General features: G+C 44.6%; 21 protein-coding genes, 1 pseudogene and 1 riboswitch. Of the genes and pseudogenes, 5 read left to right on the plus strand and 17 right to left on the minus strand.

Annotated elements, in window-relative coordinates; genetic code table 11:
* Nucleotides 1–576: pseudogene (locus F988_RS13055) on the minus strand (RNA-guided endonuclease InsQ/TnpB family protein); the annotation flags it as partial.
* Between the two features lie 20 nt (nt 577–596).
* Between F988_RS13055 and tnpA the strand changes: the two are divergent.
* Nucleotides 597–1,010 (plus strand): IS200/IS605 family transposase, encoded by a 414-nt coding sequence (gene tnpA / locus F988_RS13060; protein ID WP_004683514.1) that lies wholly within the window; start codon nt 597–599, stop codon nt 1,008–1,010.
* A 112-nt stretch (nt 1,011–1,122) separates the two neighbouring features.
* Here tnpA and acs read toward each other — a convergent pair whose 3' ends face one another.
* On the minus strand, nt 1,123–3,066 hold the full coding sequence (gene acs / locus F988_RS13065) for an acetate--CoA ligase (RefSeq protein WP_004683516.1): 1,944 nt from the start codon (nt 3,064–3,066) through the stop codon (nt 1,123–1,125).
* Between the two features lie 274 nt (nt 3,067–3,340).
* On the opposite strand from acs, the gene F988_RS13070 reads away from it, so the two are divergent.
* Together F988_RS13070 and F988_RS13075 are read left to right on the plus strand one after the other, a co-directional pair.
* The gene (locus F988_RS13070; RefSeq protein WP_004683518.1) at nt 3,341–3,910 is read left to right on the plus strand and encodes a DUF805 domain-containing protein; all 570 of its coding nucleotides are present in this window, start codon (nt 3,341–3,343) and stop codon (nt 3,908–3,910) included.
* Nucleotides 3,911–4,025: 115 nt separating this feature from the next.
* A complete protein-coding gene (locus F988_RS13075; RefSeq protein ID WP_010589232.1) occupies nt 4,026–4,997 on the plus strand; it encodes a mechanosensitive ion channel family protein in 972 nt (323 codons plus the stop codon).
* Here F988_RS13075 and F988_RS13080 read toward each other — a convergent pair.
* From F988_RS13080 to prfB, 5 genes are all read right to left on the minus strand, one after another.
* The gene (locus tag F988_RS13080; protein ID WP_004683521.1) at nt 4,994–5,701 is read right to left on the minus strand and encodes a 16S rRNA (uracil(1498)-N(3))-methyltransferase; all 708 of its coding nucleotides are present in this window, start codon (nt 5,699–5,701) and stop codon (nt 4,994–4,996) included. The two genes, F988_RS13075 and F988_RS13080, sit on opposite strands and share 4 nt — an antisense overlap.
* The gene (locus F988_RS13085) at nt 5,698–7,014 is read right to left on the minus strand and encodes a 3-deoxy-D-manno-octulosonic acid transferase (RefSeq protein WP_004683522.1); all 1,317 of its coding nucleotides are present in this window, start codon (nt 7,012–7,014) and stop codon (nt 5,698–5,700) included. Before F988_RS13085 ends, F988_RS13080 begins: the two co-directional genes overlap by 4 nt.
* 100 nt (nt 7,015–7,114) lie before the next feature.
* Complete coding sequence (locus F988_RS13090) at nt 7,115–8,179, minus strand: alkene reductase (RefSeq protein WP_004683524.1); 1,065 nt, start codon at nt 8,177–8,179, stop codon at nt 7,115–7,117.
* A 26-nt stretch (nt 8,180–8,205) separates the two neighbouring features.
* Nucleotides 8,206–8,508, minus strand: a complete 303-nt coding sequence (locus F988_RS13095; protein ID WP_004683525.1) for an ArsR/SmtB family transcription factor — start codon at nt 8,506–8,508, stop codon at nt 8,206–8,208.
* Between the two features lie 151 nt (nt 8,509–8,659).
* Nucleotides 8,660–9,755, minus strand: a protein-coding gene (prfB, locus tag F988_RS13100; protein ID WP_141629338.1) for a peptide chain release factor 2 whose coding sequence is annotated in 2 segments (ribosomal slippage) — nt 8,660–9,682 and nt 9,684–9,755 — 1,095 coding nt in all. Because the reading frame shifts where the segments join, the coding sequence is not laid out codon by codon here.
* Nucleotides 9,756–10,164: 409 nt separating this feature from the next.
* On the opposite strand from prfB, the gene F988_RS13105 reads away from it, so the two are divergent.
* Entirely contained in the window at nt 10,165–10,932 is a 768-nt protein-coding gene (locus F988_RS13105) for a putative porin (protein ID WP_004683526.1), read from the plus strand.
* A gap of 75 nt (nt 10,933–11,007) precedes the next feature.
* On the opposite strand, the gene recJ is transcribed toward F988_RS13105, so the two are convergent.
* The 10 genes from recJ to F988_RS13155 form a co-directional block, all read right to left on the minus strand.
* Nucleotides 11,008–12,708, minus strand: a complete 1,701-nt coding sequence (gene recJ, locus F988_RS13110) for a single-stranded-DNA-specific exonuclease RecJ (RefSeq protein WP_004683528.1) — start codon at nt 12,706–12,708, stop codon at nt 11,008–11,010.
* Nucleotides 12,709–13,362, minus strand: a complete 654-nt coding sequence (pdxH, locus tag F988_RS13115) for a pyridoxamine 5'-phosphate oxidase (protein ID WP_004683530.1) — start codon at nt 13,360–13,362, stop codon at nt 12,709–12,711. It abuts the gene before it with no gap.
* A 12-nt stretch (nt 13,363–13,374) separates the two neighbouring features.
* Complete coding sequence (glmM, locus tag F988_RS13120; protein ID WP_004683532.1) at nt 13,375–14,712, minus strand: phosphoglucosamine mutase; 1,338 nt, start codon at nt 14,710–14,712, stop codon at nt 13,375–13,377.
* A gap of 126 nt (nt 14,713–14,838) precedes the next feature.
* Entirely contained in the window at nt 14,839–16,305 is a 1,467-nt protein-coding gene (guaB, locus tag F988_RS13125) for an IMP dehydrogenase (protein ID WP_004683534.1), read from the minus strand.
* A 117-nt stretch (nt 16,306–16,422) separates the two neighbouring features.
* On the minus strand, nt 16,423–17,229 hold the full coding sequence (locus F988_RS13130; RefSeq protein WP_004679002.1) for an oxygen-binding di-iron domain-containing protein: 807 nt from the start codon (nt 17,227–17,229) through the stop codon (nt 16,423–16,425).
* Nucleotides 17,230–17,390: 161 nt separating this feature from the next.
* The gene (locus tag F988_RS13135; RefSeq protein ID WP_004683535.1) at nt 17,391–17,966 is read right to left on the minus strand and encodes a TMEM165/GDT1 family protein; all 576 of its coding nucleotides are present in this window, start codon (nt 17,964–17,966) and stop codon (nt 17,391–17,393) included.
* Nucleotides 17,967–18,050: 84 nt separating this feature from the next.
* Nucleotides 18,051–18,192, minus strand: a riboswitch (yybP-ykoY riboswitch).
* Between the two features lie 40 nt (nt 18,193–18,232).
* Nucleotides 18,233–18,514 (minus strand): hypothetical protein, encoded by a 282-nt coding sequence (locus F988_RS13140; RefSeq protein ID WP_010589234.1) that lies wholly within the window; start codon nt 18,512–18,514, stop codon nt 18,233–18,235.
* 123 nt (nt 18,515–18,637) lie between these two features.
* Nucleotides 18,638–20,581, minus strand: coding sequence for a 2-oxo acid dehydrogenase subunit E2 (locus F988_RS13145; protein ID WP_004683538.1), 1,944 nt, complete (start codon nt 20,579–20,581; stop codon nt 18,638–18,640).
* A gap of 2 nt (nt 20,582–20,583) precedes the next feature.
* A complete protein-coding gene (gene aceE, locus F988_RS13150; RefSeq protein WP_004683539.1) occupies nt 20,584–23,301 on the minus strand; it encodes a pyruvate dehydrogenase (acetyl-transferring), homodimeric type in 2,718 nt (905 codons plus the stop codon).
* 204 nt (nt 23,302–23,505) lie between these two features.
* Complete coding sequence (locus F988_RS13155) at nt 23,506–24,207, minus strand: M23 family metallopeptidase (protein WP_004683540.1); 702 nt, start codon at nt 24,205–24,207, stop codon at nt 23,506–23,508.
* Nucleotides 24,208–24,313: 106 nt separating this feature from the next.
* Here F988_RS13155 and F988_RS13160 point away from each other — a divergent pair, with 106 nt between their 5' ends.
* Complete coding sequence (locus F988_RS13160) at nt 24,314–24,754, plus strand: hypothetical protein (protein ID WP_004683542.1); 441 nt, start codon at nt 24,314–24,316, stop codon at nt 24,752–24,754.
* Nucleotides 24,755–24,756: the final 2 nt, after the last annotated feature.

Consider the following 24,756-nt stretch of genomic DNA (forward strand, 5'->3'; position numbering starts at 1 on the left):
AGGGGCTTTGAGCTTTATACCATCTGAACAAGTAGCTAAGTCTTTTAATCCCAAATCTATACCAATTGAGGTTTTAGCGCTGGTTTTCTCTGTTTTAATTGAATCAACTACAAGACAGACATACCAACGCCCACGACTATCCTCTACAAACGAGCCTGTTTTAACATTGTATTTGCTTAGTCCGTAGCTGTCCCATAGTTTGAATTGATGCTTGCCGTATTGAACATATCCATCAGCATATTTGATTGCAACTTTTTTGAATGGTATCCAGCCCAATGAACGCCTAGCTGATTTTTTATTGTTGACTCGCCATTTCAGTTTTGCTTTTTTGAATTGCTTGCGTCTTGTCACTAATTCTTCTGTGACCGCCTGAATCGTTTGGCTATGCAAATTACATTCTTTCGATGTGCCTTTTGTGTATTTAGCAATATCGTATGCTGAAAAGAATTGTTGTTTTCGTTGTAGATGTTTAAAACACAAATCATTCACGTAATTCCAGACAAAATTCACCTCAGATGCCATCTGATTTAGCACCTTGCAATGTTTGTCTTTTATGCGTAATTTAAGTGTTTTCATACTTAAAATATATTTGGTCTATGAGTAATAGTCAAGAGATTAGAACAGGTCGCCACTGTGTTTTTAATATGCACGTTCATTTAGTCTTTGTAGCTAAATATCAGCGTGATGTTTTTACTAAAGCAATGCTTGAAACGATGCGTGAAGTATTTGAGCGTGTATGCTTGGACTTTGAAGCTGAGTTGGTAGAGTTTGACGGTGAACATGACCATGTACATTTGCTCGTCAATTATCCGCCTAAAGTCGCTATTTCTAGTTTGGTAAATAGCTTGAAAGGTGCATCTAGTCGAATTTTACGAACAAAACACCCTGAAATTAAAAGCAAATTATGGGGTAATGCCTTGTGGTCGCCTAGTTACTTCGCTGCATCATGCGCAGGTGCGCCTATTGGGATTATTAAGCAGTATATTCAACAACAGCAAACACCGCATTAATGGCTTACGCCAGTCGCTTATATCCTCGGGCTAAACCCCGAGGTTTTACGCTCCAATGGATAAAAAAGAGCGTTCACTTGAACACTCTTTTCTTTTATTATTTGGATAGGGCTTACCTGTCTGGATAGACCGTTGCAATGAGGGCATCCACCACCGCTGGTTCAGCCAGGGTTGAGGTATCACCCAGTGTATCTAGTTCATTGGCGGCGATCTTTCTCAGGATACGGCGCATAATCTTGCCTGAACGGGTTTTTGGCAAGGCAGGTGCCCAGTGCAAGGCATCAGGCGTTGCCACTGGTCCAAGTACCTTACGCACCCAGTTGACCAGCTCCTTACGCAATTCCTCTGATTCAGCGACATCAGCCTGTAAGGTGACAAAAGTACAGATTCCCTGCCCCTTGATGTCATGCGGCATTCCGACTACCGCAGCTTCGGCAACCGCCTCATGTGCAACCAGGGCACTTTCAATTTCGGCTGTACCTAAACGGTGACCTGAAACGTTGAGGACATCATCCACACGGCCAGTAATCCAGTAGTAGCCATCCTCATCACGGCGCGCACCATCGCCAGTGAAATAGCAGTTTTTAAAGGTGGAGAAATAGGCTTCAATAAAGCGCTCTGGATCGCCCCAGATAGTCCGCATCTGACCTGGCCATGAGTCTTTAATCACCAGATTGCCCTCATTCGCTCCTTCCAGCTCATTGCCCTCACCGTCAACAAGGGCAGGCTGCACCCCAAAGAATGGACGGGTCGCAGAACCTGGTTTCAATGCGGTTGCACCTGGCAGTGGTGAGATCAGGATTCCACCTGTTTCAGTCTGCCACCATGTGTCCACAATCGGGCAACGGCTTTCACCAACGACTTCATAGTACCAGTTCCACGCTTCTGGGTTGATTGGCTCACCCACTGAACCTAACAGGCGCAGGCTACTGCGGTCACTTTCACGCACATAGGCATCACCCTCGCGCATCATGGCGCGAATGGCGGTTGGTGCGGTATAGAGGATGGTGACATTGTGCTTGTCAATCACATGGCCGATACGCGCCCATGTTGGATACTGTGGAATCCCCTCAAACATCACCGTTGTGGTGGCATTGCTGAGTGGACCATACAGCAGGTAGCTATGCCCTGTAATCCAGCCCACATCTGCGGTACACCAGTACACGTCATCCTCTTTAAGGTCAAACACTTCCCTAAAGGTGGTGTTGACGTAAACCAGATAGCCACCCGTGGTATGCAGCACCCCTTTTGGCTTGCCTGTTGAACCAGAGGTGTAAAGGATGAAAAGTGGGTCTTCCGATTTCATCGGCTCAGGCGGACAGTGCTCATCCACTTCCATAATGGCAAGGTGATACCAGATGTCACGCGCCTCATTAAACTGAATCGGGTTGCCTGTACGGTGCACCACAATTACGTTCTCTACACTGTCTGTTCCCTGAATATCCAGGGCGGCATCAACATTTTCTTTCAATGGGATCAGCTTGCCACCACGCATTCCCGCATCGGCGGTAATCACCAGTTTGGCCTGACTGTCCTCAATACGGCTTGCCAATGAATCGGGTGAGAAACCACCGAACACCACGCAGTGCACCGCACCAATGCGGGCACATGCCAGCATGGCAATCGCAGCTTCAGGCACCATTGGCATGTACAGCACCACTCTGTCGCCTTTTCGAATTCCTTGTTTCTTCAACACATTGGCAAAACGGCACACCTCATCATGCAACTCGGCAAAGGAGATGATTTTATGGCGTGATGGATGGTCACCTTCCCAGATAATGGCAGGTTTTAATGGATTATCCTTGAGATGACGGTCCAGGCAGTTTGCGGAGACATTCAGCTCACCATCGGCGAACCATTCAATCCTGAAGTCATCCTGACTAAAACTGGTATTCTTGACCTGGGTAAAGGGCTTAATCCAGTCAATCTTTTGCGCTTCTTCCGCCCAAAATGCTTCAGGCTGCTCAATGGAATGCTGGTAACGTTTGAAATAGTCTGCTTCTGAGATTCTTGCCGTTTCTTTGAATTTATCAGGCACTGGGTAGATTTCTTTCATAGCTCACTTCCTTTGTTTTTTATTTCATACCCTAGATGGTCATATCTATTCTTCTGGTATGTTTTGTTCTCTCTTGCAGTATGGACAACATTTACAAGACTAAACAATGCGGCTTTGGTCGTAGGAATGTTACGCTCAGTTTATTTTCAAAAATTTACTCAAAATAATTTAAATTTGAACTGCTTGTCTATGTTTTTTGTTTTTAAAATAAGTGATTATTTTGATCATTGGCCATACCTTAAAAGATTTAATAAACAAAAAATAGGAAAATATGATGTTGAATCCTCCCCTCTCCTCCCAGACACAGCCTATCAATGACCATCCCTTATCCGCCAAGGGGCGGTTTAACCGACTCAGCTATCTAGGTTGGTATGGTTTCCTGAGTATCAGTTGGACGGTTCTTTTCATTCTTATTATCACAATTTCGGCGAGTCTAAGTGTAAATAATGTACAGATTCATGAACCGATCTTATCTGCATTTTCAGGAATCGGAGGATTTGCGCTGATTGCACTCTGGTTTGCTGGCTTTTATTTTCAGATCGTTTTTTTGATCCGACGTTTACACGATCTGAATAAAACAGGTTGGCTGAGCCTGCTGCTGCTCGTCCCCCTTATCCAGTTGCTGTTTACATTCTATGTGTTACTTGCCCCAGGTACGCCCTATCGCAATGATTATGGCGATATCCGCCCATCCACCACATGGGAAAAGCTGCTGGCATGGATCGTGATCATCCTGAGTATCTTGATGCTACTGTTTATCTTCATGTTTTTCTATTATTTTGCCAGCCCAGACTTATGGGAGGGGCCAACACAGATGATCCAGAACACCACTGGATACTTCTAGGTTTCCAGAGCATAAGTAGGGTGAAACAACAACTGAACTTTACATGCATATTTGCGATAAATTCATTATGATTGCTTCCCACTCCATTCCCACTTTGCGAAATAGAGATTTTTCTGTGGCAAATGAACAAACAACACTGACCAATGTCGCCAAGGACACAGGTGAACTGATCCAGCAGGCAGGTGCCAAAACCACGCAGACTGTATTGGCTCATACTGAAAAATACCATGATGCCTATACCACGATTGATAAGATCATCGACAGTTTCTGGCAGCGGGTTCCCTATATCTGCATCGCGATTGCGGTGTTTATCATTTTTTGGCTGCTAACCAAGCTTTTTAAATTTTTCGTGAACAAAACACTGAGCAACCGATCATATGCAAAACAGAATTTGGTTTTAGTCCTACACCGCGTTGGTGAGACGTTCATTTTATTCTTTGGTTTCCTGATCGCGCTGGTGATTGCTATTCCAGGGTTTACCCCAAGTCAGTTGATCGGGGCGCTGGGGATTGGTTCGGTCGCCATTGGTTTTGCATTTAAGGACATCTTCCAGAATTTACTTTCAGGCGTGCTGATTCTACTGAGTGAACCTTTCCGCATTGGTGATGACATTGTGGTGAATGGCATGGAGGGCAATGTTGAGGATATCCAGATTCGTGCCACATTCCTGCGTTCTCCAGATGGCCGCCGTATCGTCATTCCCAATGCGACGGTCTATACCAGTGCCGTGACGGTAAACAATGCCTACCAGCGCCACCGTTGTGAGTTTATGGTGGGTATTGGCTATGAAGACAATATCCAGCAGGCCAAGGACATTATCCTGAAGATTCTGGACCATAACCGTAACGTGCTGAGTCAGCCTGCCTTTTCAGTAAATGTTACCGCACTGGCCGACTTCTCGATTACCCTGACAGTACGCTGGTGGGTCAACACCACTGAAACCTCAACTGGAAGCTCAATCAGCGAAATTCAGGAACTGGTGGTGGCAGCCTTTGATGAACAGGGTATCTCAATTCCCTACCCTGTACAGGAAGTTAAAGTGTATCGTGGTGATCAATCAGAACCAATCAACGAACCAACCACCTAGATAAATAATCGCCCTAAAATATGCGATACCGCCGTTTCAGTTCGTAAAATTCGGTTGCCTAAGCGCCTTGCTTGGCAGCCATTTTTTTTGAACAGATCAACCTCAAAAGGAATAAATCCGCCTTCTGGCCCAACGATCAGGCAACATGAATGCTGAATCGCATGTGGCATCTGCTGTTCTGCATAGGGATGTGCGACATAAGCAGGTTTTTGATCCGAAATAAATGTAGGCAAAACATCTTCAACAAAAGGTTTAAACCTTTTGTAAAGCTGGATTTCTGGCTCGATAGTATCACCAGCCTGTTCCAGCCCCAGCGTTACATAATCATCCAGATGCTGTAAAAATGGGCTTTGCCAATAGCTTTTATCCACCCGATAACTATGGATCAGGCTAATCCGTTGCACACCCAAAGTCACAGCATCCATAATGATACGGCGTAATACTTTGGGTCGTGGCAAGGCCAGAATCAAATGTACAGGCAACTTTGCAGGCACGGCTTCCACCTGAATTGGCCTGAGTAAAATATGTTGTTCTGAAATCGTTACAACTTCGGTGAGATAACGCTGACCATTGCGGATACCCACCTTTAAGGTATCTCCAGCATTTAACTGCACATGCTGGCTTAAATGTTGCAGTTGTCTTGGACTTTCAATTTTCCAGAACTCGGATTGGGTTTGTTCAGCTTCAAGTAAAACAATATTCATGATGATGCGGTTTGCTGTAAATAGTGGTCAAGCAACTGGATATGTTTTTTTAGAGAACCCTTATTGCGCTGCAATACCTGTTGAGCGTGCGCAACCTGTTGTTGGGTTTGCACTGGATCATCCAAACAGCTTAAAAGTTGCTGTGCCACTTGTGCTGCATTTTCTCCAATTAAAATTCCCTGCGCTGCCACAAATTCATCGACAATACTTTGAAAATTAAAATAGCGAGGACCAATGACTGTCGGGATATTCAGCACCATCGGTTCCAGAATATTATGTCCTCCCCCAGGTTCATTCAATGAACCACCGACAAAACAGGCCTGACTCAAGGCATACCATAACCACATTTCACCCATACTGTCGGCAAGAAAAACCTGTGTATCGATTTGAATTGGCTGTTTAAGACTACGACGTTGCGTATTTAAATTTAAACTCTGGCAAATTTTATACACCTCATCAAAGCGCTCTGGATGACGCGGTACAACCATACATAACAAATCAGGGTTGGAATTTAAATGTGTCTGTAATTGCTTAAGTAACTGTTCTTCTTCAGGTGCATGTGTGCTGGCTAAAGTAATTATTTGGCGTTTCTCTAACTGCCATTCCTGTTTTAACTGTTCAGCTTGCTCAATAAAGGAGGTCGGAGCACTAATATCAAATTTAATATTTCCAACAACCTGACTTTTGCTTTGATCTAACCCTAAACCCACATAACGCTGTTGTGTCGCGATATCTTGAGCCAATAACCATGTGAGTTGCTGCAACATTGGCTGTGTTAAACGACGAACTTTGTCATAACCTTTCGCTGATTTTTCTGAAAGACGAGCATTCAATAAGATACATGGAATTTGCTTCTGTTTGGCTTGTGCAATCAAATTTGGCCAAATCTCAGTTTCAACTAAAGCAAGAAGTTTCGGTTGATACAGCTCAAAAAATTGTTTCAGTAACGGCTTCTGATCAACAGGCAAATAGACTGCCTGAAAAAGTGTCGAATATTTTTCGTAAAATAAACTCTTGGCTCTGGCTTGCCCTGTTTTTGTGGTGTTGGTCACTAAAACCGAATGTCCAAGTTTTAGATAGTGCTCAATCAAAGGTTGAGCAGCGTTGGTTTCTCCAACTGATACTACATGAAACCAAATCGTATTTAAATTTTTAGGGGGTTGAAACGGTCCAAAACGCTCTAGGCACTCTTGCTGATATAGCGCATCACTTTCAGCCCGTTGTCTTATTTTCCAGCGATAGAGCGGTTTGAGACATACCAGTAAAAAGTTATACCAGAACGGGGTTTGCTGTACTGCGTTGTGCTGCGCCATCCGAGACCAAGATTTACAATTTGATTTCGTTCATTATGCGGAATTTCAAAAAAAAACTCATGCCATTTTGGTAAATGACATGAGTAATTCTAAAAACGACTTAAGCTTCCAGTTGTTCAAAAACAGGATAATCGGTATAACCTTCGGCACTCGGACCATACAAGGTATCGAATTGAACCTGATTAAGCGGTAGATCATTTTCCAAACGCTCGAATAAATCAGGATTTGCGATATATGCTAAACCAAATGCAACTGCATCCGCTTGTTCAGTTGCTAAAATACGCTTGGCTGATTCTGGCGTTAATTTTTCGTTGGCAATCCAAGCACCTTTGAATTTAGGACGCAACTTTGGTTGTAAACTATCCTCAGCTTCGTACTCGCGAGTAAAGATAAACGCAACATTACGCTGATCCAATTGCTCAACCACATAACCAAAAGTCGCTAATGGATCTGCATCACCCATGTCATGTGAATCACCACGCGGTGCCAGATGCACACCCACCCGACCTGCACCCCATACCTCAATAAAGGCATCCACAATTTGCAACAACAAGCGCGCGCGGTTTTCAATTGAACCACCATACTCATCATCACGATGATTGGTCGTACTTTGTAGAAATTGATCGATCAAATAACCATTGGCTGCATGCAACTCAACACCATCAAAACCTGCTGCTTTCGCTAACTCAGCCGCATGTTTATATTGTGCGACGATTTCTTGGATTTCTTCATGCGATAAAGCACGAGGTGTAACGAAAGGACGTTTCGGACGCAGTAAACTCACTTCCCCCGCAGGTTGAATCGCACTTGGTGCGACCGGAATATCACCATCCAATAAGTCAGGATGTGAAATACGACCGACGTGCCATAGCTGAACCACAATCTTTGAACCTTGCGCATGCACAGCTTCAACAATTTTGTTCCACGCTTGAGCTTGTTCTTGTGACCATAAGCCTGGCGTATTGGCGTAGCCAACAGCTTTCGGACTAATCACCGTCGCTTCAGTAATAATTAAGCCCGCATTGGCACGTTGTTGATAGTATTCCAGCATTAAATCGTTTGGAATACGCTCAACACCACTACGAGCTCTGGTCAAAGGTGATAAAACCAAACGGTTTTTAATCGTAAAATCACCCACTTGTAACGCAGAATTTAGTTCAGCCATGATCGCCTCAATTTACACTTATTCAGTTAAAGTGTTTGTTTTAAATGTTCGATATATTGCTGAATCAAAGCTTCATTTCTGGTGAAATAGGACCACTGCCCATATTTCTCAACCTGAATCAAACCTGCCTGCTGTAACACAGACAAATGATTTGACATGGTTGATTGTGCAACTTTGCCTAAACGTTCAATGTGCCCTGCACAGACACCACGTTCAAAACTGCCACCACATTCCTGCACAGGCAAAAATTGCTCAGGCTGTTTCAGCCACTGCAAAATCTGTCGGCGTAATGGATTGGCTAAGGCTTTGCTTATAACATCAATATCCATAGACTCATCACATTTTCAACAGGCAAAACTTCGTTCAGCACCTAAAATCAGTATATCGAATTTAATAAATATTAATATCTATTTTTTACGATATTAATATCATATTTTTCCGATTAACTAAAATTTGCTGAACGAAAATGCCGTTTTAAAGTTATAGACCTTGTTTCAAACTTGCTTCAATAAACCGATCTAAATCACCATCTAAGACTGCTTTCGTATTTGAATTCTCAATACCAGTACGCAAATCTTTAATACGTGAATCATCTAAAACATAAGAACGAATCTGACTTCCCCAGCCAATATCTGACTTTGAGTCTTCTAATGCTTGAGCTGCTTCATTACGTTTGCTCATCTCTAACTCATAGAGTTTGGCACGTAATTGCTTCCACGCATGATCACGGTTCGCATGCTGTGAACGTTGGTTCTGACATGCCACCACGATACCCGTTGGTGCATGAGTGAGACGAACTGCCGAATCGGTTTTGTTAATGTGCTGACCACCCGCACCCGACGCACGGTAGGTATCGGTACGGACATCCGAGGGATTAATATCAATTTCGATATTGTCATCAATCTCTGGCGATACAAACACTGCCGAGAATGAAGTATGACGGTTGTTATTACTGTCAAATGGTGACTTGCGTACCAAGCGGTGTACGCCACTTTCAGTTCGTAACCAGCCATAAGCAAACTCGCCATCAACACGGATGGTTGCAGATTTAATGCCTGCCACGTCACCATCAGACACTTCCATCAATTCAGCTTTAAAGCCATGACGTTCGATCCAACGCAGATACATCCGCAGTAACATCGATGCCCAGTCTTGTGCTTCCGTACCGCCAGAACCTGATTGAATTTCAAGGAAACATGGATTTGGATCCATTGGATTACTAAACATGCGGCGGAATTCTAAATTACCTAAAGCCTGTTCAGCACTATCAAGTTCAGCCTGAACATCTTCCAGTAAAGTTTCATCATCGGCTTCTACAGCCAAATCAAGCATGGCTTTGGCATCATCTAGCTGCTCTGCAAGACGATCAAATACACCTAAAGTATTTTCTAAACTGCCCTTTTCTTTCGCAATCGCTTGCGCACGACTCTGATCATTCCAAATCGTTGGGTCTTCTAGTTCTCTTAAAACTTCTTCTAAACGCTCAGCCTTTAGATCGTAGTCAAAGATACCTCCGTAGTGTTTGGCTACGATCAGATAAATCTTTCAATTGGTTTAAATACGGATTAATTTCCACGCGTCTTTTCTCTCAATATTTTTCACACAATTCACTATTTTAACATAACTGCCCTATACGACACAGCCACCTGATTTTGACAAGTTTTATTGATAAGAAGAATTTTTTCAGAATAGTTTTTCTAATGGATTAATATTTATACTTATCTGTTTTTTTCATAGAAATGAGTAAAAATTACACGAAAAACACCAATATACACAATATCTCCTAAGTTTTAATAAATCAAAACATTTAAAAATTATTAATAATAATCAAATAGATAAAATGTAAATTTTACAATTCACTTACATTTTTAATGTTAAATTACTTTCCAGCAATTGACGATCATTTTTTTTCCACTAGACTAAAAGTTGTAACAAAAAATGTAATCAATATTCACTTGGTTCATTATCTCAAAAGGGGCATAACCATGAAAAAATTAGCAATTGCATCGGCACTGTTATCTGTACTTGCAGTGACAGGAACCGCTCATGCGTATCAAGCTGAAGTGGGTGGTTCATATACCTATACAGATTGGGACGATTTTGATAGCACAAACAATTTTGGTGTGGATGGGACTTATTATTTCAATCCTGTGCAAACCCGTAACGCACCACTTGCTGAGGCTGCGTTCTTAAACCGTGCCAGCAACGTGAATGCAAAGATTGACTATGCCAGCAATAGCGGTGTGAAAAACTCTGAATATGGCGCTGGGGTTGAATACTTCGTACCAAACAGCGACTTTTACTTAAGTGGTCGTTTGGGCCGTACCGAACTTGAAGTGGACAACACCCCAGTGGATCGAAAAGTAACAACTTATGGCGCTGAAGTGGGTTATTTACCAGCACCAGGCTTGTTGCTTGCAGTGGGTGTGACTGGCTACGATGAGAAAGACGGTAAAGATGGTGCAGACCCAACCGTGCGTGCCAAGTACGTGACTCAGGTAGGTGGCAATGACGTCAACCTTGAAGCCTACGGTGCGTTTGGTGACCTGGATGAATACCGAGTTAAGGGTGACTACTATCTTGACAAAACCCTCAGTGTCGGCGCTGACTACTACAACAACGACTTAACTGATCGTGATGAGTGGGGTATTTCTGCGAAGAAATTCTTCAACCAGCAGGTCAGCCTTGAAGGCCGTATTGGCTTCGGTGATGACTACAATACCTATGGTATCCGTGGTGCATACCGCTTCTAATTCTCTCCAGAGAGAATATAGGGTCTGTTGATCTTTAACAGACCCTAAGGAATCCACCCTTTATGGGTGGGTTTTTTATTGGCTTAAATATACAACCTGAAGTTGCAGGCTGGTGATGCCATTAAAAACATTGCGTTCCAGCGTATACACCAGGTCGACATAGCTCAGCATCGGATTGAACTCAAAACGGTCTGCCGCATTAAAGGCTATGGCATCTACAACTTGCTGTCCGAGTGCCAGCTTTAGCTTTAAATGCTGGTCTTTCAACCAGCGATAGTCGATGACCTTAAAGTTTCCCTCAAACTGGGGCAACGGAAACTTCTGTCCCCACGGACCAAGTTGTTCGATCTGGTCCAGTGTGCTAAGGCTCACTGCCGTATCAGGTAATATCCCATCCGTCCACAAGGTTGCCTGAAACAGGTCCTGATCCATTGCCGCAATGTGCTGGGTAAATACCTGCCTGAATTCTTCAAAGTATTCTTTTTTAAGGGTCAACCCTGCTGCTGCCGCATGACCACCGAAATGACTGACCAAATGCGGAGATTGTTCTGCTACTCGCTCAATGGTATCGCGAATATGAATACCCTCAATGGAACGCGCCGAACCCTTGATATGAATGCCATCCTCATCAGGGGCAAACACCAGACTGGGACGATGGAACTGTTCCTTTAATCGCCCAGCGACAATCCCAATCACACCCTGATGCCACTGTTCATCAAACATCACCAAAGCCGCGGGTAAATGTTCCGTTTCCAGTTGAATATGTTGTAAAGCACTGAGCGCCTGCTGCTTCATCGCCCCCTCAACCTGACGGCGCTCGATATTTAACTGGTTTAATTGCTGTGCAATTGGATAGGCAGTTGCCATATCGGGCGCAAGCAAGCACTCGATCCCTATTCGCATGCTTTCCATGCGACCCGCCGCATTGATACGTGGTCCAAGCACAAAACCCAGATCCTGTGCTTTTAAGGTTGCCGCATCTCTTTTGGCAATATCCAATAATGCTAAAATTCCTGCACGACATTGATATTGCTGAATTCGTTTTAAGCCAGCATCCACTAAAATACGGTTATTATAATCAAGCGATGCAACATCAGCATAAGTCCCCAATGCAACCAAATCTAAATACTGAGTGACTTTACTAGTACTTTTTCCCTGCTGAGAACGGTAACTGGCTAATTTTGCTAGTACATAAAACGCAACGCCAACACCTGCAAGTGCTTTACTTGGAAAAATGCAACCCAGTTGATTCGGATTGACCACTGCTTCAGCGTTTGGCGTAGGTTTTGTCGTCAAATGATGATCGGTAATGATGACCTGCATCCCTAAAGCTTGGGCAGTCTCCACCCCTGCATGGCTCGATATACCATTGTCCACGGTAATCAGTAAATCTGGCTGATAGGTCTGCTGTGCCAGTTCAGCAATTTTAGGCGTGAGTCCATAACCATACTTGAAACGGTCAGGCACCAAATATTCAACCACCGCGCCCATCTCTTGCAGCACCAAGACCATCAGGGCGGTACTGGTCGCGCCATCGGCATCATAATCACCAATAATGACAATCTTCTGCTGCTGGTCAATCGCCTGATCGATCAGTTCAACCGCCGTGTCCAGTCCCTTGAGAGTGGGTGCAAGCAGATGCTTGAGTTTAAGCTCAAGTTCCTGTTCAGACTGAACGCCACGTCGTGCCAATATTTCAGCAATAAACGTAGGCACGCCCTGAAATTGTTCAGGGCGTGTCAAAAATGGTCTTTGTTGAATTTGAATCATGGTCATTTATGGCATCAAGCGTTGAATAATCCAAAGTCCGTTACGTTTTTCATAACTTAAACGGTCATGTAAACGGTTCGGACGCCCTTGCCAGAATTCATAATAATCAGCATCTAAGCGATAACCACCCCAAAATTCGGGTTTATCCAACTCAGCTTCATGTACTTGGTTTTGTAAGTTTTGAAAACGCTGTTGTAATAACTCACGGCTTTCAATGACACCACTTTGTGGCGTACTAATATGTGCTGCAATCTGACTATCACGTGGACGCTTATGGTAATAATCCGTCGATTCCTGTTCTGGAATCTTGGAAACCTGACCACCGATACGTACCTGACGCTCTAAACTCGGCCAGTAAAATAAAAGTTCAGCATAAGGATTCTCGGCAAGATCAATGCCTTTCTGACTATCATAATTGGTGTAGAAGTCATAACCAGCTTCTGTCGCACCACGTAACAAAACAGTTCGCACGTGTGGGCGACCTTGAGCATTTGCTGTCGCCAAAGACATCGCATAGGGTTCATGTAATTGAGCAGTGAGTGCATGATTGAACCAATTCAAGAATTGCTCATGGGGATTTACACTCATCTGGGATTCGTGTAACTCACCTTGTTCATAACTTAAACGAAGTTCGCTCAGGTCTTTAATGACATCATTCATTATTACTCTCCTTTAAGCAGCTTGAGCATGAGCTCTGACTGCATCGGCTAAATGATTTGCGATGTCATCCACTTCCTGCTGTTGATCTCCCTCAACCATGACCCGAACCACAGGTTCAGTACCTGATTTACGAATCAAAATACGTCCACGACCTTTCAATTGTTGTTCAGCTTTCTCAAACTCTTCAACCAGCGCAGGGATTGAGTAGGGCTCAATCATCTGTTGCAAACGAACATTGATTAACACCTGTGGAAATAATTCAAAGTCTGCAACTAATTCATGTAATGCTTTGGCTTGCTCAACCATCACCGTTAACACTTGTAGAGCGGCAATAATCGCATCGCCAGTGGTGCTTTTATCCAGCGTTAAGATATGACCAGATGGCTCACCACCTGTGACCCAACCATTTTCTTCTAATGCCTGTAATACATAGCGGTCACCGACTTTTGCGCGTACAAAATCGACATCCGCTTTCTGTAATGCTAACTCAAGTGCCATATTACTCATGACTGTTCCAACAATACCTGTTGGTTTATTTTTGGCCTGAGTTGCAAGGATATACAGAATATGATCACCATCTACCAGCTGACCATTTTTATCCACCATCACGACACGATCTGCATCACCATCAAACGCAATACCTAAATCGGCTTGGTGATCAACCACGGCCTTTTGTAAAAATTCAGGATGGGTTGAGCCACAGTTTTCATTGATATTTAAACCATCTGGTTCATTAAAAAGCGGGATCACTTTCGCCCCAAGCTCACGGAATACAGATGGTCCAACGCTATACGCAGCACCATGGGCACAGTCCACCACAATTTTTAAGTCATTTAAGTCAAAATGGTATGGAAATGTTGATTTACAGAATTCGATGTATCGCCCGTTGGCATCTTCCACACGAACACTTTTACCTAGGTTAGCCGTATCATCAATCACTAAATCTTTTTCTAATTCTTGATTGATCTCATTTTGTAAGGCATCTGGGAGTTTTTTACCTTCACCTGAGAAAAATTTAATCCCATTATCAAAATAAGGGTTATGTGATGCTGAAATCACAATGCCTGCATGTGCATGCAAAGCACGTGTTAAATGGGCAATCGCAGGGGTCGGCAATGGCCCAAGTAAATGCACATAGACACCTGCGGCATTTAGGCCTGCTTGTAAAGCCGCTTCCAGAATATAGCCTGATAAACGCGTATCTTTACCCATAACCACAATTGGTTTGTTTTTAGGACTATTTCTTTTTAATACTTTTCCTGCTGCAAATCCTAATTTTAATGCAAATTCAGGGGTAATCGGCATTTGTCCAAATTTGCCACGAATTCCATCAGTTCCAAAATAGCTCATTCTTTACTCGCTTTTTTATCTTTATATGACGTATCGTCATATCATTTTTCATCTGTTTTACTTTACACCAAAACAAAAAAACCGTCAGTGGACTGACGGTTTTTTTATTGCCAAAATTACTAAAGATCAACCTACACGATAGTTTGGTGCTTCTTTAGTAATCGTCACATCATGAACATGTGATTCAGACATGCCTGCCGAAGTAATTTTCACAAATTTTGCATTTTGACGAAGATCTTCAATCATAGATGAACCTGTATAGCCCATAGAAGAACGTAAACCACCCATCATTTGATGGATGATATTGCCCATTGGACCTTTGTATGGAACACGACCTTCGATGCCTTCTGGGACCAACTTTTCAGCACCTGCTTTAGAGTCTTGGAAATAACGGTCAGCAGAACCTGTTGCTCCCGCCATTGCACCCAATGAACCCATACCACGATACGCTTTATAGTAACGACCTTGGAAAAATTCAACTTCACCTGGCGCTTCTTCAGTACCAGCAAGGAGTGAACCAACCATGATCGTGCTCGCACCTGCGCCAATCGCTTTCGCCATATCGCCAGAGAAACGAATACCGCCATCTGCGATCAATGGAATTTGATCTTTTAGTGCATTGGCAACACTATCAATTGCCGAAATTTGCGGCATACCGATACCTGCCACAATACGTGTCGTACAGATCGAACCAGGGCCAATACCCACTTTAACGGCATCTGCACCTGCATCTAACAATGCTAAAGCTGCATCACCTGTTGCAATGTTTCCACCAATTACTTGAACTTGTGGATAATTTGTTTTTACCCAACGTACACGTTCAATTACGCCCGCTGAGTGACCATGTGCCGTATCTACGACAATCACATCTACACCCGCATCGACTAATGCTTCCACACGGCTTGGTGTTTCTACACCTGTACCCACCGCGGCACCCACACGTAAACGACCAAGGTCATCTTTACAACTGTTTGGATAGCTTTCAGCTTTACGGAAATCAGTCACCGTAATCAAGCCCTTGAGTTCATTGTGTTCACCAACGACCAACACTTTTTCAATACGGTGTTTTTGCAGCAGTGCCTGAATGTTTTCTTTAGACTCGCCCTCACGAACAGTCACCAGACGGTCTTGACCTGTCATGATGTTGCTTACTGGTTGTTCAAGATTGGTTTCAAAACGTGTATCACGACCTGTGACAATACCCACAACTTTGCCATCTTTTACAACAGGTACACCACTAATATTATTCGCTTGGGTGATTGCAATAAGTTCACGCACAGTGGTTTCAGGGGTAACGGTGATTGGGTCCTTCACCATTCCAGCTTCGAATTTTTTTACACGGCGTACTTCCGCAGCTTGTGCAGCGATATCCATGTTTTTATGCAAAATACCAATACCACCATTTTGCGCCATTGCAATCGCCATACGAGACTCAGTCACCGTATCCATTGCAGCAGAAACGAGAGGGATATTAAGTTGAATTCCGCGAGTTAAACGTGTCTTTAAGGAGACATCTTTTGGGAGAACAGTTGAGTAGGCAGGAAGTAATAAGACATCATCGAAGGTCAAGGCTTCTTGAACGATGGTCAGCATAACAATCTCACTGGTAATTTCCGTGAGCTATTATAAACAAATTTTGCCGTGATTTTCATTTTCTATGATGAAAATAATTTATAGGCACTGACTATCCCTGTCCTGCCTTAAAAAATTCTAACTGATCTCGGCTGGAATACTGAACACATATTCATTCATCAGGTCCACCCCGCATTCAAGTCCCTCAATCCAGTCCAGAAACTGGTTGATCATCTCTTTTCCAACAAATGCAGTCCCGTGTTGCGGCACGATCATATCAATATCCATTTGACGAACCATATTCACCCACAAACGAATGACCTTGTTGGAACACATATAACGCTGATGGAAGCCTTTCATCTTCTTGATATGAGCTTCAAAATCGGTAATCGGCTGGTTGGCATCATCAACAATTGAGGCGCCCATATCCCCTGAAAAAAGAATTTTGGCGACTGGATCATAAAACTGGAAGTTGCCTACCGAATGCAGGAAATGGGCTGGAATGGCAACAATCGCAGACTCACCCAATGCAATCACCTGACCTGTATCAGGTAGCTCAATCAGTCGTTCCTCCCAGTCTCCTTTCATGCGGTCGCTCATAAATGCAGAGTTTAAGTGCGGTAAAAAGCGTGCCCATAGCTTGGATGCCACCACCTTGGCATCAGTGTAGACCAGCCAGCGCGGCATTGAGGTAATAATGTCAGGATCTTGATGCGATGCCATAACATAGTCCAGGTTTTTCAGTTTAGTATAGCGGTTTAACTCCATGGTTAAGGGCACATAGGTCAAGTCTCCCCCTGGATCAAGCACTGCGGCGCGGTCATGGTCAATAATCAGGAACTGGTTGGCCTGAATGCCCTCACCTTTCACTAAACTGGTAAAACTAATGCATTTATGTGTGCCATTATCAAATAGTATTTGCGATGTAGTCCGCTCAAAGCTCATAACAACCCCAGAAAAAACCTTTAGATATGAAATATTTTAATTCCATAACAAAATAATGGGGTTTAGCCCATGTTTCAATCTAATATTGGACTTTTATCGTAATTTATAAGAAAAAACCCATAACAAGGTATGGGTCCTGTTTATATGCCTGGGAATGGGTACTAGAAATAATAATGCTGCACCAATGCCGAAATACCCACAACAAGGAAGATCGCGGCACCAATTTTATGAATCAATGAGATGGGGAGCTTATCTGCCAGTTTGTCGCCAATAAATACTGCTGGCGCATTGGCAATCATCATCCCTACCGTTGTTCCACACATCACCCAAAACACACTGTCAAAACGTGCCGCAAGGGCAACCGTGGCAATCTGGGTTTTATCACCAATTTCTGCCAGAAAAAACAGGATAAAGGTGGCACCAAACACACCAAATCTCTGCCATTTATTGATGCTTTCAGTTTCATCACCCAGTTCATCTGGGATCAGCATCCAGATCGCCATGCCAATAAAACCAAGCGCAAGAATCCACAATAGAATTTCAGGACTCAATACTGTAGTGATCCATTGTCCCAACACAGCCGAAAGACCATGATTAATGGTGGTGGCCAGTAAAATGGCAATTAAGATGGGAATCGGTTTACGGAAACGCGCCGCAAGCAGCAATGCCAGCAGTTGGGTCTTGTCACCCATTTCAGCAAGGGCAACAACTGAGGTGGAGATGAGAAATTCATACATGGTTGAATGCTCTGGCTAGCAAAATATACCGATGACCTATCCCTCCTGCTAGCCAAAATCAAATGGATTGATTGCAGAGTGATAAATCAAAGGTCTTGCCAACAAAAGCACAGCTGAAAAGCTGTTTTTGGTTCTTTGCTATGATGACCATGTTCTGTTGAACAATTATGTTGATCATCACCTCTCTACTTTGCGTAAAGAGCGGCTACTCCCCAATGAAGTGGTTTTATTTTACCAAAGAATTAAATCGTTTTAAATCGCTAGACTCAAAATTTTTGGTAAGTCCAAATTAGCATACGGACGATGCCCAGTAAAAAGGCCAAATAGACACTGAGGCCAAGAAAACCAAAGCTGCCCCAGCCACTTGCGCCACCCACATGCTGTGCCTGATATTCCATTGCCATGACCATCGTCGCCACCAGCATTTCCAACCCCATAACCACATACATCACCCAATTCCATGGAAAATGCAGGAAGCTGACCCACAACCCCATCAGGACAAAAACGATGAGTAGCAATGGCAGCATCACCCGATAAATCACCAACATCCTTGCACCAATTCTAAAAAAGTGTTTTGAATAATGAATTTTTATTTTATCGCAATTACCAAATAAATGATCATCATAAAAAGAAAACCCCGCTTAGGCGAGGTATTCTCAATTTAAAAATCTTTACAGCAACAAACTTCGAATATCCTTTAACAGTTTGGTCAATTTATTAGTAAAACGCGCCGCATCCGCACCATTAATCACCCGATGGTCATAGGACAGTGACAAAGGTAACATCAAACGAGGATCAAAGTCTTTGCCATTCCACACAGGCTGCATGGTTGCAGGTGAGATACCCAGAATTGCCACTTGCGGCCAGTTCACCAATGGCGTAAACGCTGTTCCACCAATACTGCCCAGACTGGTAATGGTAAAGTTGGCCCCTTGCAAATCTTTCGGTGATAACTTACGATCACGCGCTTTTTGACTTAGCTCAGCCAATTCCATCGCGATTTGCTTAATGGATTTCTGGTCAGGATTACGCAATACAGGAACGGTCAATCCATCAGGGGTTGCCACCGCAATGCCCATATGAATTTCGTTACGCAGCAGCACCGACTTCTGGTCATCTGCCAAGTGCCCAGCAAAATAAGGCTCCTCTTTCAGCAAATGGGCAACCGCTTTGGCAATAAAGGCCAGGATGGTCAAGCTAATGCCCTGCTTTTTAAAGCCGTCTTTAAGTTCGCCGCGCCATGCTTCCAGTTCAGTAATATCCGCCAAGTCAAACTGTGTCACTTGAGGGATGAAGTTATTTAATGACAATTGCGGCACAGACACCTGCTGCAAGCGTGTCATTGCCTTTACTTCACCACCGCCAAAGGCACTAAAATCTGGTAATGCTGGTAAACCAGCAGTGACTGCTGCCGCTTGGGATGAGGACGCAGCCTGTGGCACGGTGAGTCGTGTTTTCACATAGGCAAACACATCTTCTTTCATCACACGGCCATGCTCACCCGAAGCTTTTACCTGAGCAAGCACCACTCCCAGTTCACGCGCCAGTTTACGCACGGCGGGGCCTGCATAGACTTTGGCATTATCTGCTTCCTGTGCCTTGGTCAGTTTCTCTGTCTGCACAGGAGTGGCTGGTGTCGATGCTGTCGGTTGCGGCTTCGCTGTGGCTTTACTTTCTGCTGGAACCACAGCCTTAGGCTTTGCTGGGACAACCTCCTCGCCACTCACCTCAATGATTGCCAGCGCCATGCCCTGACGGACTTCCTGATTCGGTGACACATGGATGGCTTTAACAATACCCGCAGATGGGCTTGGCACCTCAACCGAGGCCTTATCAGACTCAACCACACACAGGCTTTGCTGTGCTTCGACATGGTCACCCACATTCACCAGAATTTCTGAAACCAATGCCTTTTCCACACCCAGATCAGGCACGGTAATTTCTAGCTCACCTGTTTCTGTACTGGATGAGTCAGTTTCCTGCGTTTTATCTGGTTTGGCCTCTGGTTCAGATGGCGTATCGGTGTGTGTAGTCTTGACCTGAATCAATACCACACCCTCCTTAACGCTGTCGCCCTCCTTGATCTGGACCGCCTCAACAATACCAGCAACTGTACTGGGTACTTCCACTGTAGCTTTGTCCGACTCAACCACCACAATGCTCTGTTCAGGTTCAATCTGATCACCGACTTTCACCAGCACTTCCGCAACCAGCGCCTTTTCCACGCCAATATCTGGAACTTTCACATCAAGCACTTGGCTGGAAGCTGCTGCCTGAGTAGTTTCAACTGCTGGCTTAGCTTCTGGTTCTGCTTCCACCACAGGCTTTTGTTCTGCTTTTGCTGCATCGGACTCTGGCTTATCCTGCGCAGGTGATTCAGCAGTTTGAGATTCATCTTCCAGCTCGATCAGTGCCACGCCTTCTGTCACCTCATCACCTTGCTGAACCAAAATATTTTTGACGATGCCTGCCTTGGTACTTGGCACTTCGACCGTTGCCTTGTCGGACTCCAGCACCAAAAGGCTGTCATCGACCGCAACATGATCACCGACTTTCACCAGAATTTCCGCAACCAGCGCCTTATCTACGCCAATATCAGGTGTTTGGATTTGCATAATCAGTTCCCCTCACCTGCTTGATATTCATGATATTCAGCCACCGCCTGCACCTGAGGATGCTCTTGCGGTGCCCATGCCACTGGACGATCTGTATCCAGCTCAAATGATGAAATCGCATCCTTGACCAGACGGTTTTCCACCTCACCTTCATCTGCCAGTTTCTTCAGGGTTGCTACCACGATATGGGCCGCATCTACACCGAAATAACTACGCAGGTTGCCACGGGTATCCGAACGGCCATAACCATCGGTACCCAAAGTCACGTATGGACGGTTGTCTGGTAGATAGCCACGGATTTGCTCGCTGTAGGCACGCATATGGTCTGTCGCAGAAACCACAATACCATCAGTATGGCGTAACTGTTTTGATACCCATGACTCTTGTGCTGTCTCTGTCAGTGGATGTAGACGGTTATATTCATCACATGCCATCCCATCACGCGCCAGCTCATTAAAACTGGTGACACTCCACACATTGGAATGAATTTGATATTCATCACGCAAAATTTTCGCGGCTTTAATCACTTCACGCAGAATCACACCTGAACCGAGCAATTGAACAGTTGCCTGCTCATCTTTCTCTAATAAATACATGCCGCGTTTAATGCCCTCTTCAACCCCTGCTGGCATTTCAGGATGCTCATAGTTTTCATTCATCACCGTAAGATAATAGAACACCCGCTCCTGATCCTGATACATGCGTTTCAGGCCATCATGCACAATCACCGCAAGCTCATAACCAAAGCAGGGATCATAGGCAACACAGTTTGGAATGGTACTCGCCAGAATATGAGAATGGCCATCCTGATGCTGCAGGCCCTCACCGTTCAGTGTGGTACGGCCAGCGGTTGCGCCAAGCAGGAAGCCCTGTGCCTGTGCATCACCCGCTGCCCATGCAATGTCACCAATGCGCTGGAAACCAAACATGGAGTAGTACATATACATTGGAATCATCGGCAGGTTATTGGTTGAATAACTGGTGCCCAATGCCGCCCATGCGCTCATTGCACCCGCCTCGTTAATGCCTTCCTGTAGCATGTGCCCATCTTTGGCCTCACGGTAGTTCATGAGTTGCTCATTGTCTTCGGGCGTATATTTCTGTCCGTGTGCCGCATAAATGCCCAGTTGACGGAACATCCCCTCCAGACCAAAGGTACGTGCCTCATCGGGTACGATCGGCACCACATGGTCCTTGATGGCCTTTTCCTTCAATAATGCCGAGATCAGGCGCACCATCAGCATGGTGGTGGACTGCTGCTTCTCACCACTGCCTTTCAATACAGCATCAAAAATGGAAAGCTCTGGAATTGGCAGGGAGGTGCTGTTCTTACGGCGCGCAGGCAGGTAACCCCCCAACGCCTCACGACGCGCTTTCATATATTTCAGTTCAGGCGAGTTTTCCGCTGGGCGATAGAATGGCAGCTCTTCAAGCTGCTCATCATTGATCGGCAAATTGAAACGGTCACGTACATACTTCAATGAATCAAGCTGCATTTTCTTGATCTGGTGGGTTTTATTGACCGCCTCGACTTCATCGGACAAACCATAGCCTTTAACTGTCTTGGCTAAAATAACGGTTGGCTGTCCCTTGCTCTTGGTTGCCTCCGCATAGGCGGCATAGACCTTGTATGGATCATGTCCACCACGGTTGAGTGCATCAATATCTTCATCACTGAGATTCTTGACCAGTTCAGCCGCTTCTAGATATTTGCCAAAGAAGTTTTCACGGGCATAGGCACCACCTTTCACCTGATAGCGCTGGTAATCGCCATCCACTGCTTCTTCCATGCGTGCCTTTAATGCCCCTGAACTGTCTTGGGCAAGTAACGGGTCCCAGTGGCGACCCCAGACCACCTTAATCACACGCCAGCCTGCACCACGGAAAATAGATTCCAGTTCCTGAATAATCTTGCCATTGCCCCGCACTGGTCCATCCAGACGCTGCAAGTTACAGTTCACCACCCAAACCAAATTATCCAGCTTCTCACGACCTGCCAGTGAAATGGCACCCAGGCTTTCAGGCTCATCCATTTCTCCATCACCCAGATAAGCCCAAACCTTGCGGTCTTCTTCCTTGATCAGGCCACGATTCATCAGGTATTTTTGAATGTGTGCCTGATAGATCGACATAATGGGGCCAAGCCCCATCGACACCGTTGGGAACTGCCAATAGTCAGGCATCAGGTAGGGATGCGGATAACTTGGGAGACCATTACCCCCCACTTCACGGCGGAAATTATTGAGTTGTTCTTCAGTTAAACGGCCTTCCAGAAAAGAACGCGCGTAGATACCAGGTGCACAATGGCCCTGATAATAAATCATGTCACCGCCGAAATTATCCGAGGCGGCACGGAAGAAATGGTTAAAGCCCACATCATACAAGGTGGCGGAGGATGCGAAGCTGGCAAGATGCCCACCGAGGTCATCCCCCGTTTTATTGGCACGCAACACCATCGCCAGGGCATTCCAGCGAATCAGGGCGCGAATACGGCGCTCCATGTCCTGGTCACCTGGCATCGCAGGTTGCTCTTCAACTGAAATGGTGTTGAGGTAAGGTGTATTGAGACGTTGGATTGGAACATGTTTTGCAATTGCCCGTTGATATAGTTTTTCTAGTAAGAAAGCGGCGCGTTCCGTGCCCATATGTTGTAGTACTGAATCAAATGCTTCTTGCCATTCCTGGGTTTCCTGCGCGTCAGAGTCGCCATAAAACGCCATACAATTCACCTTTTCCCTTAAGTCATTTTGTCGGTACTATTTCTATCATGTTTTACTTTGATAAGGGTATTGCCCCAGATGAATATAAAACTCCTTATTATTTTCTTACTAAATAGTCATTGACCTAATTCAAACAAAAATAAAAAAAATCGCCAATAAAGGCGATTTTTCAGAGTATTTATATACAACTATTAACAAATTAAATTACGGTAACATTGCAAGATAGGTTGATGGATTTTTACGTTGACCATCCTTAACCACTTCAAAATGTAAATGTGGTCCTGTACAACGGCCTGTACAACCGACATTGGCAATATGCTCACCTGCATTGATACGGTCGCCTGCATTCACCAATAGGCGTGATGCATGGGCATAGCGAGTGATATAGCCATTGCCATGATCAATTTCAACATATTGCCCATAACCTGTACCCCAACCCGATTTGGTTACCACACCTGCACCTGTAGAGTAGATTGGTGTACCTGATGGTGCCGATAAATCAACACCTGAATGATGACGGGTTGAACCCAGTAAGGTTCGGGTTCCCCAAGTGGAACTCACACGTCCTTCCTGTAATGGATGGCTCACCATCCACGAATAACCTGTGTTTGCAGAGAATGTCGGTGCATTGTCCTGAGGGGAGATTGCTGAACGACCATACTTCTTCTCTATGGTTGCGTTGTTTAGTTCAATGGTTTTTTCACGTAGTTTAACAGACACGTTCGAAATGGCTGGCAGATCCAGATCATCTGGATGAGTATATGAACCCTGTGCCAAGGTTTGCGACAACTGTTCTAAACGGTCACCCTCTGTTGCCTGGGTGATATTCTGGTAGTCTGCAAAAGCAACTGAAGCAGCTGAAGCAGCCAATGAAAATGCGAGTAAAATACGACGCGTATGATGCATAAAAAACCTCTTGAAACCGTCCTTTAAAAGTCCCTTTATCATCTGTTCCTTGATCAGAGTCGAACTAAACGCTTAAGATGGACACACAACCTCCGAGGAAGTTTACATGTCTGAACCTAGCAACGTTTTTCAACAGAAAGGACAACACATAAAAACTGGAAACTTAACGTTTCTAACGACGCAAGTTACCCAATGGAAACAACTTACGAAAATTATTCAACCCTTGCTGCCCCAACCAGAGCAATGGCAGGTTGTTTGTTATCAACATGGTGTCTTGACCATAACTGGTGAAAATCAAGCGATGATTAGTCAACTCAGCTATTTACAAAGCAACTACGTTGCGCAGTTAGCTCAATTAGAAAGCCTCAGGGAATTACGAAAAATTCAAGTTCGCCTAAGAAACAAAATGAATGTTCTTCGTGAACCTCCTCGACTATCTAAAACACTTTCTTCAGAAACCCAAGAGCAGTTACGCAGCGCCGCTGAATATGTGAGCGATGCTAAGCTTAGCCAAGCTTTACTACGTTTGGCAAGCAATAAAAAGTAAAT

Source organism: Acinetobacter parvus DSM 16617 = CIP 108168 (genome assembly GCF_000368025.1).
Classification (GTDB): Bacteria; Pseudomonadota; Gammaproteobacteria; order Pseudomonadales; family Moraxellaceae; genus Acinetobacter; species Acinetobacter parvus.

What these genes read in the sequence shown, in the direction of transcription:
- tnpA (WP_004683514.1), top strand. Translation starts at nt 597, where the DNA reads ATGAGTAATAGTCAAGAGATTAGAACAGGTCGCCACTGTGTTTTTAAT.
- acs (WP_004683516.1), bottom strand. Translation starts at nt 3,066, where the DNA reads ATGAAAGAAATCTACCCAGTGCCTGATAAATTCAAAGAAACGGCAAGA.
- F988_RS13070 (WP_004683518.1), top strand. Translation starts at nt 3,341, where the DNA reads ATGTTGAATCCTCCCCTCTCCTCCCAGACACAGCCTATCAATGACCAT.
- F988_RS13080 (WP_004683521.1), bottom strand. Translation starts at nt 5,701, where the DNA reads ATGAATATTGTTTTACTTGAAGCTGAACAAACCCAATCCGAGTTCTGG.
- F988_RS13085 (WP_004683522.1), bottom strand. Translation starts at nt 7,014, where the DNA reads ATGGCGCAGCACAACGCAGTACAGCAAACCCCGTTCTGGTATAACTTT.
- F988_RS13090 (WP_004683524.1), bottom strand. Translation starts at nt 8,179, where the DNA reads ATGGCTGAACTAAATTCTGCGTTACAAGTGGGTGATTTTACGATTAAA.
- F988_RS13095 (WP_004683525.1), bottom strand. Translation starts at nt 8,508, where the DNA reads ATGGATATTGATGTTATAAGCAAAGCCTTAGCCAATCCATTACGCCGA.
- F988_RS13105 (WP_004683526.1), top strand. Translation starts at nt 10,165, where the DNA reads ATGAAAAAATTAGCAATTGCATCGGCACTGTTATCTGTACTTGCAGTG.
- recJ (WP_004683528.1), bottom strand. Translation starts at nt 12,708, where the DNA reads ATGACCATGATTCAAATTCAACAAAGACCATTTTTGACACGCCCTGAA.
- pdxH (WP_004683530.1), bottom strand. Translation starts at nt 13,362, where the DNA reads ATGAATGATGTCATTAAAGACCTGAGCGAACTTCGTTTAAGTTATGAA.
- glmM (WP_004683532.1), bottom strand. Translation starts at nt 14,712, where the DNA reads ATGAGCTATTTTGGAACTGATGGAATTCGTGGCAAATTTGGACAAATG.
- guaB (WP_004683534.1), bottom strand. Translation starts at nt 16,305, where the DNA reads ATGCTGACCATCGTTCAAGAAGCCTTGACCTTCGATGATGTCTTATTA.
- F988_RS13130 (WP_004679002.1), bottom strand. Translation starts at nt 17,229, where the DNA reads ATGAGCTTTGAGCGGACTACATCGCAAATACTATTTGATAATGGCACA.
- F988_RS13135 (WP_004683535.1), bottom strand. Translation starts at nt 17,966, where the DNA reads ATGTATGAATTTCTCATCTCCACCTCAGTTGTTGCCCTTGCTGAAATG.
- F988_RS13140 (WP_010589234.1), bottom strand. Translation starts at nt 18,514, where the DNA reads ATGTTGGTGATTTATCGGGTGATGCTGCCATTGCTACTCATCGTTTTT.
- F988_RS13145 (WP_004683538.1), bottom strand. Translation starts at nt 20,581, where the DNA reads ATGCAAATCCAAACACCTGATATTGGCGTAGATAAGGCGCTGGTTGCG.
- aceE (WP_004683539.1), bottom strand. Translation starts at nt 23,301, where the DNA reads ATGGCGTTTTATGGCGACTCTGACGCGCAGGAAACCCAGGAATGGCAA.
- F988_RS13155 (WP_004683540.1), bottom strand. Translation starts at nt 24,207, where the DNA reads ATGCATCATACGCGTCGTATTTTACTCGCATTTTCATTGGCTGCTTCA.
- F988_RS13160 (WP_004683542.1), top strand. Translation starts at nt 24,314, where the DNA reads ATGTCTGAACCTAGCAACGTTTTTCAACAGAAAGGACAACACATAAAA.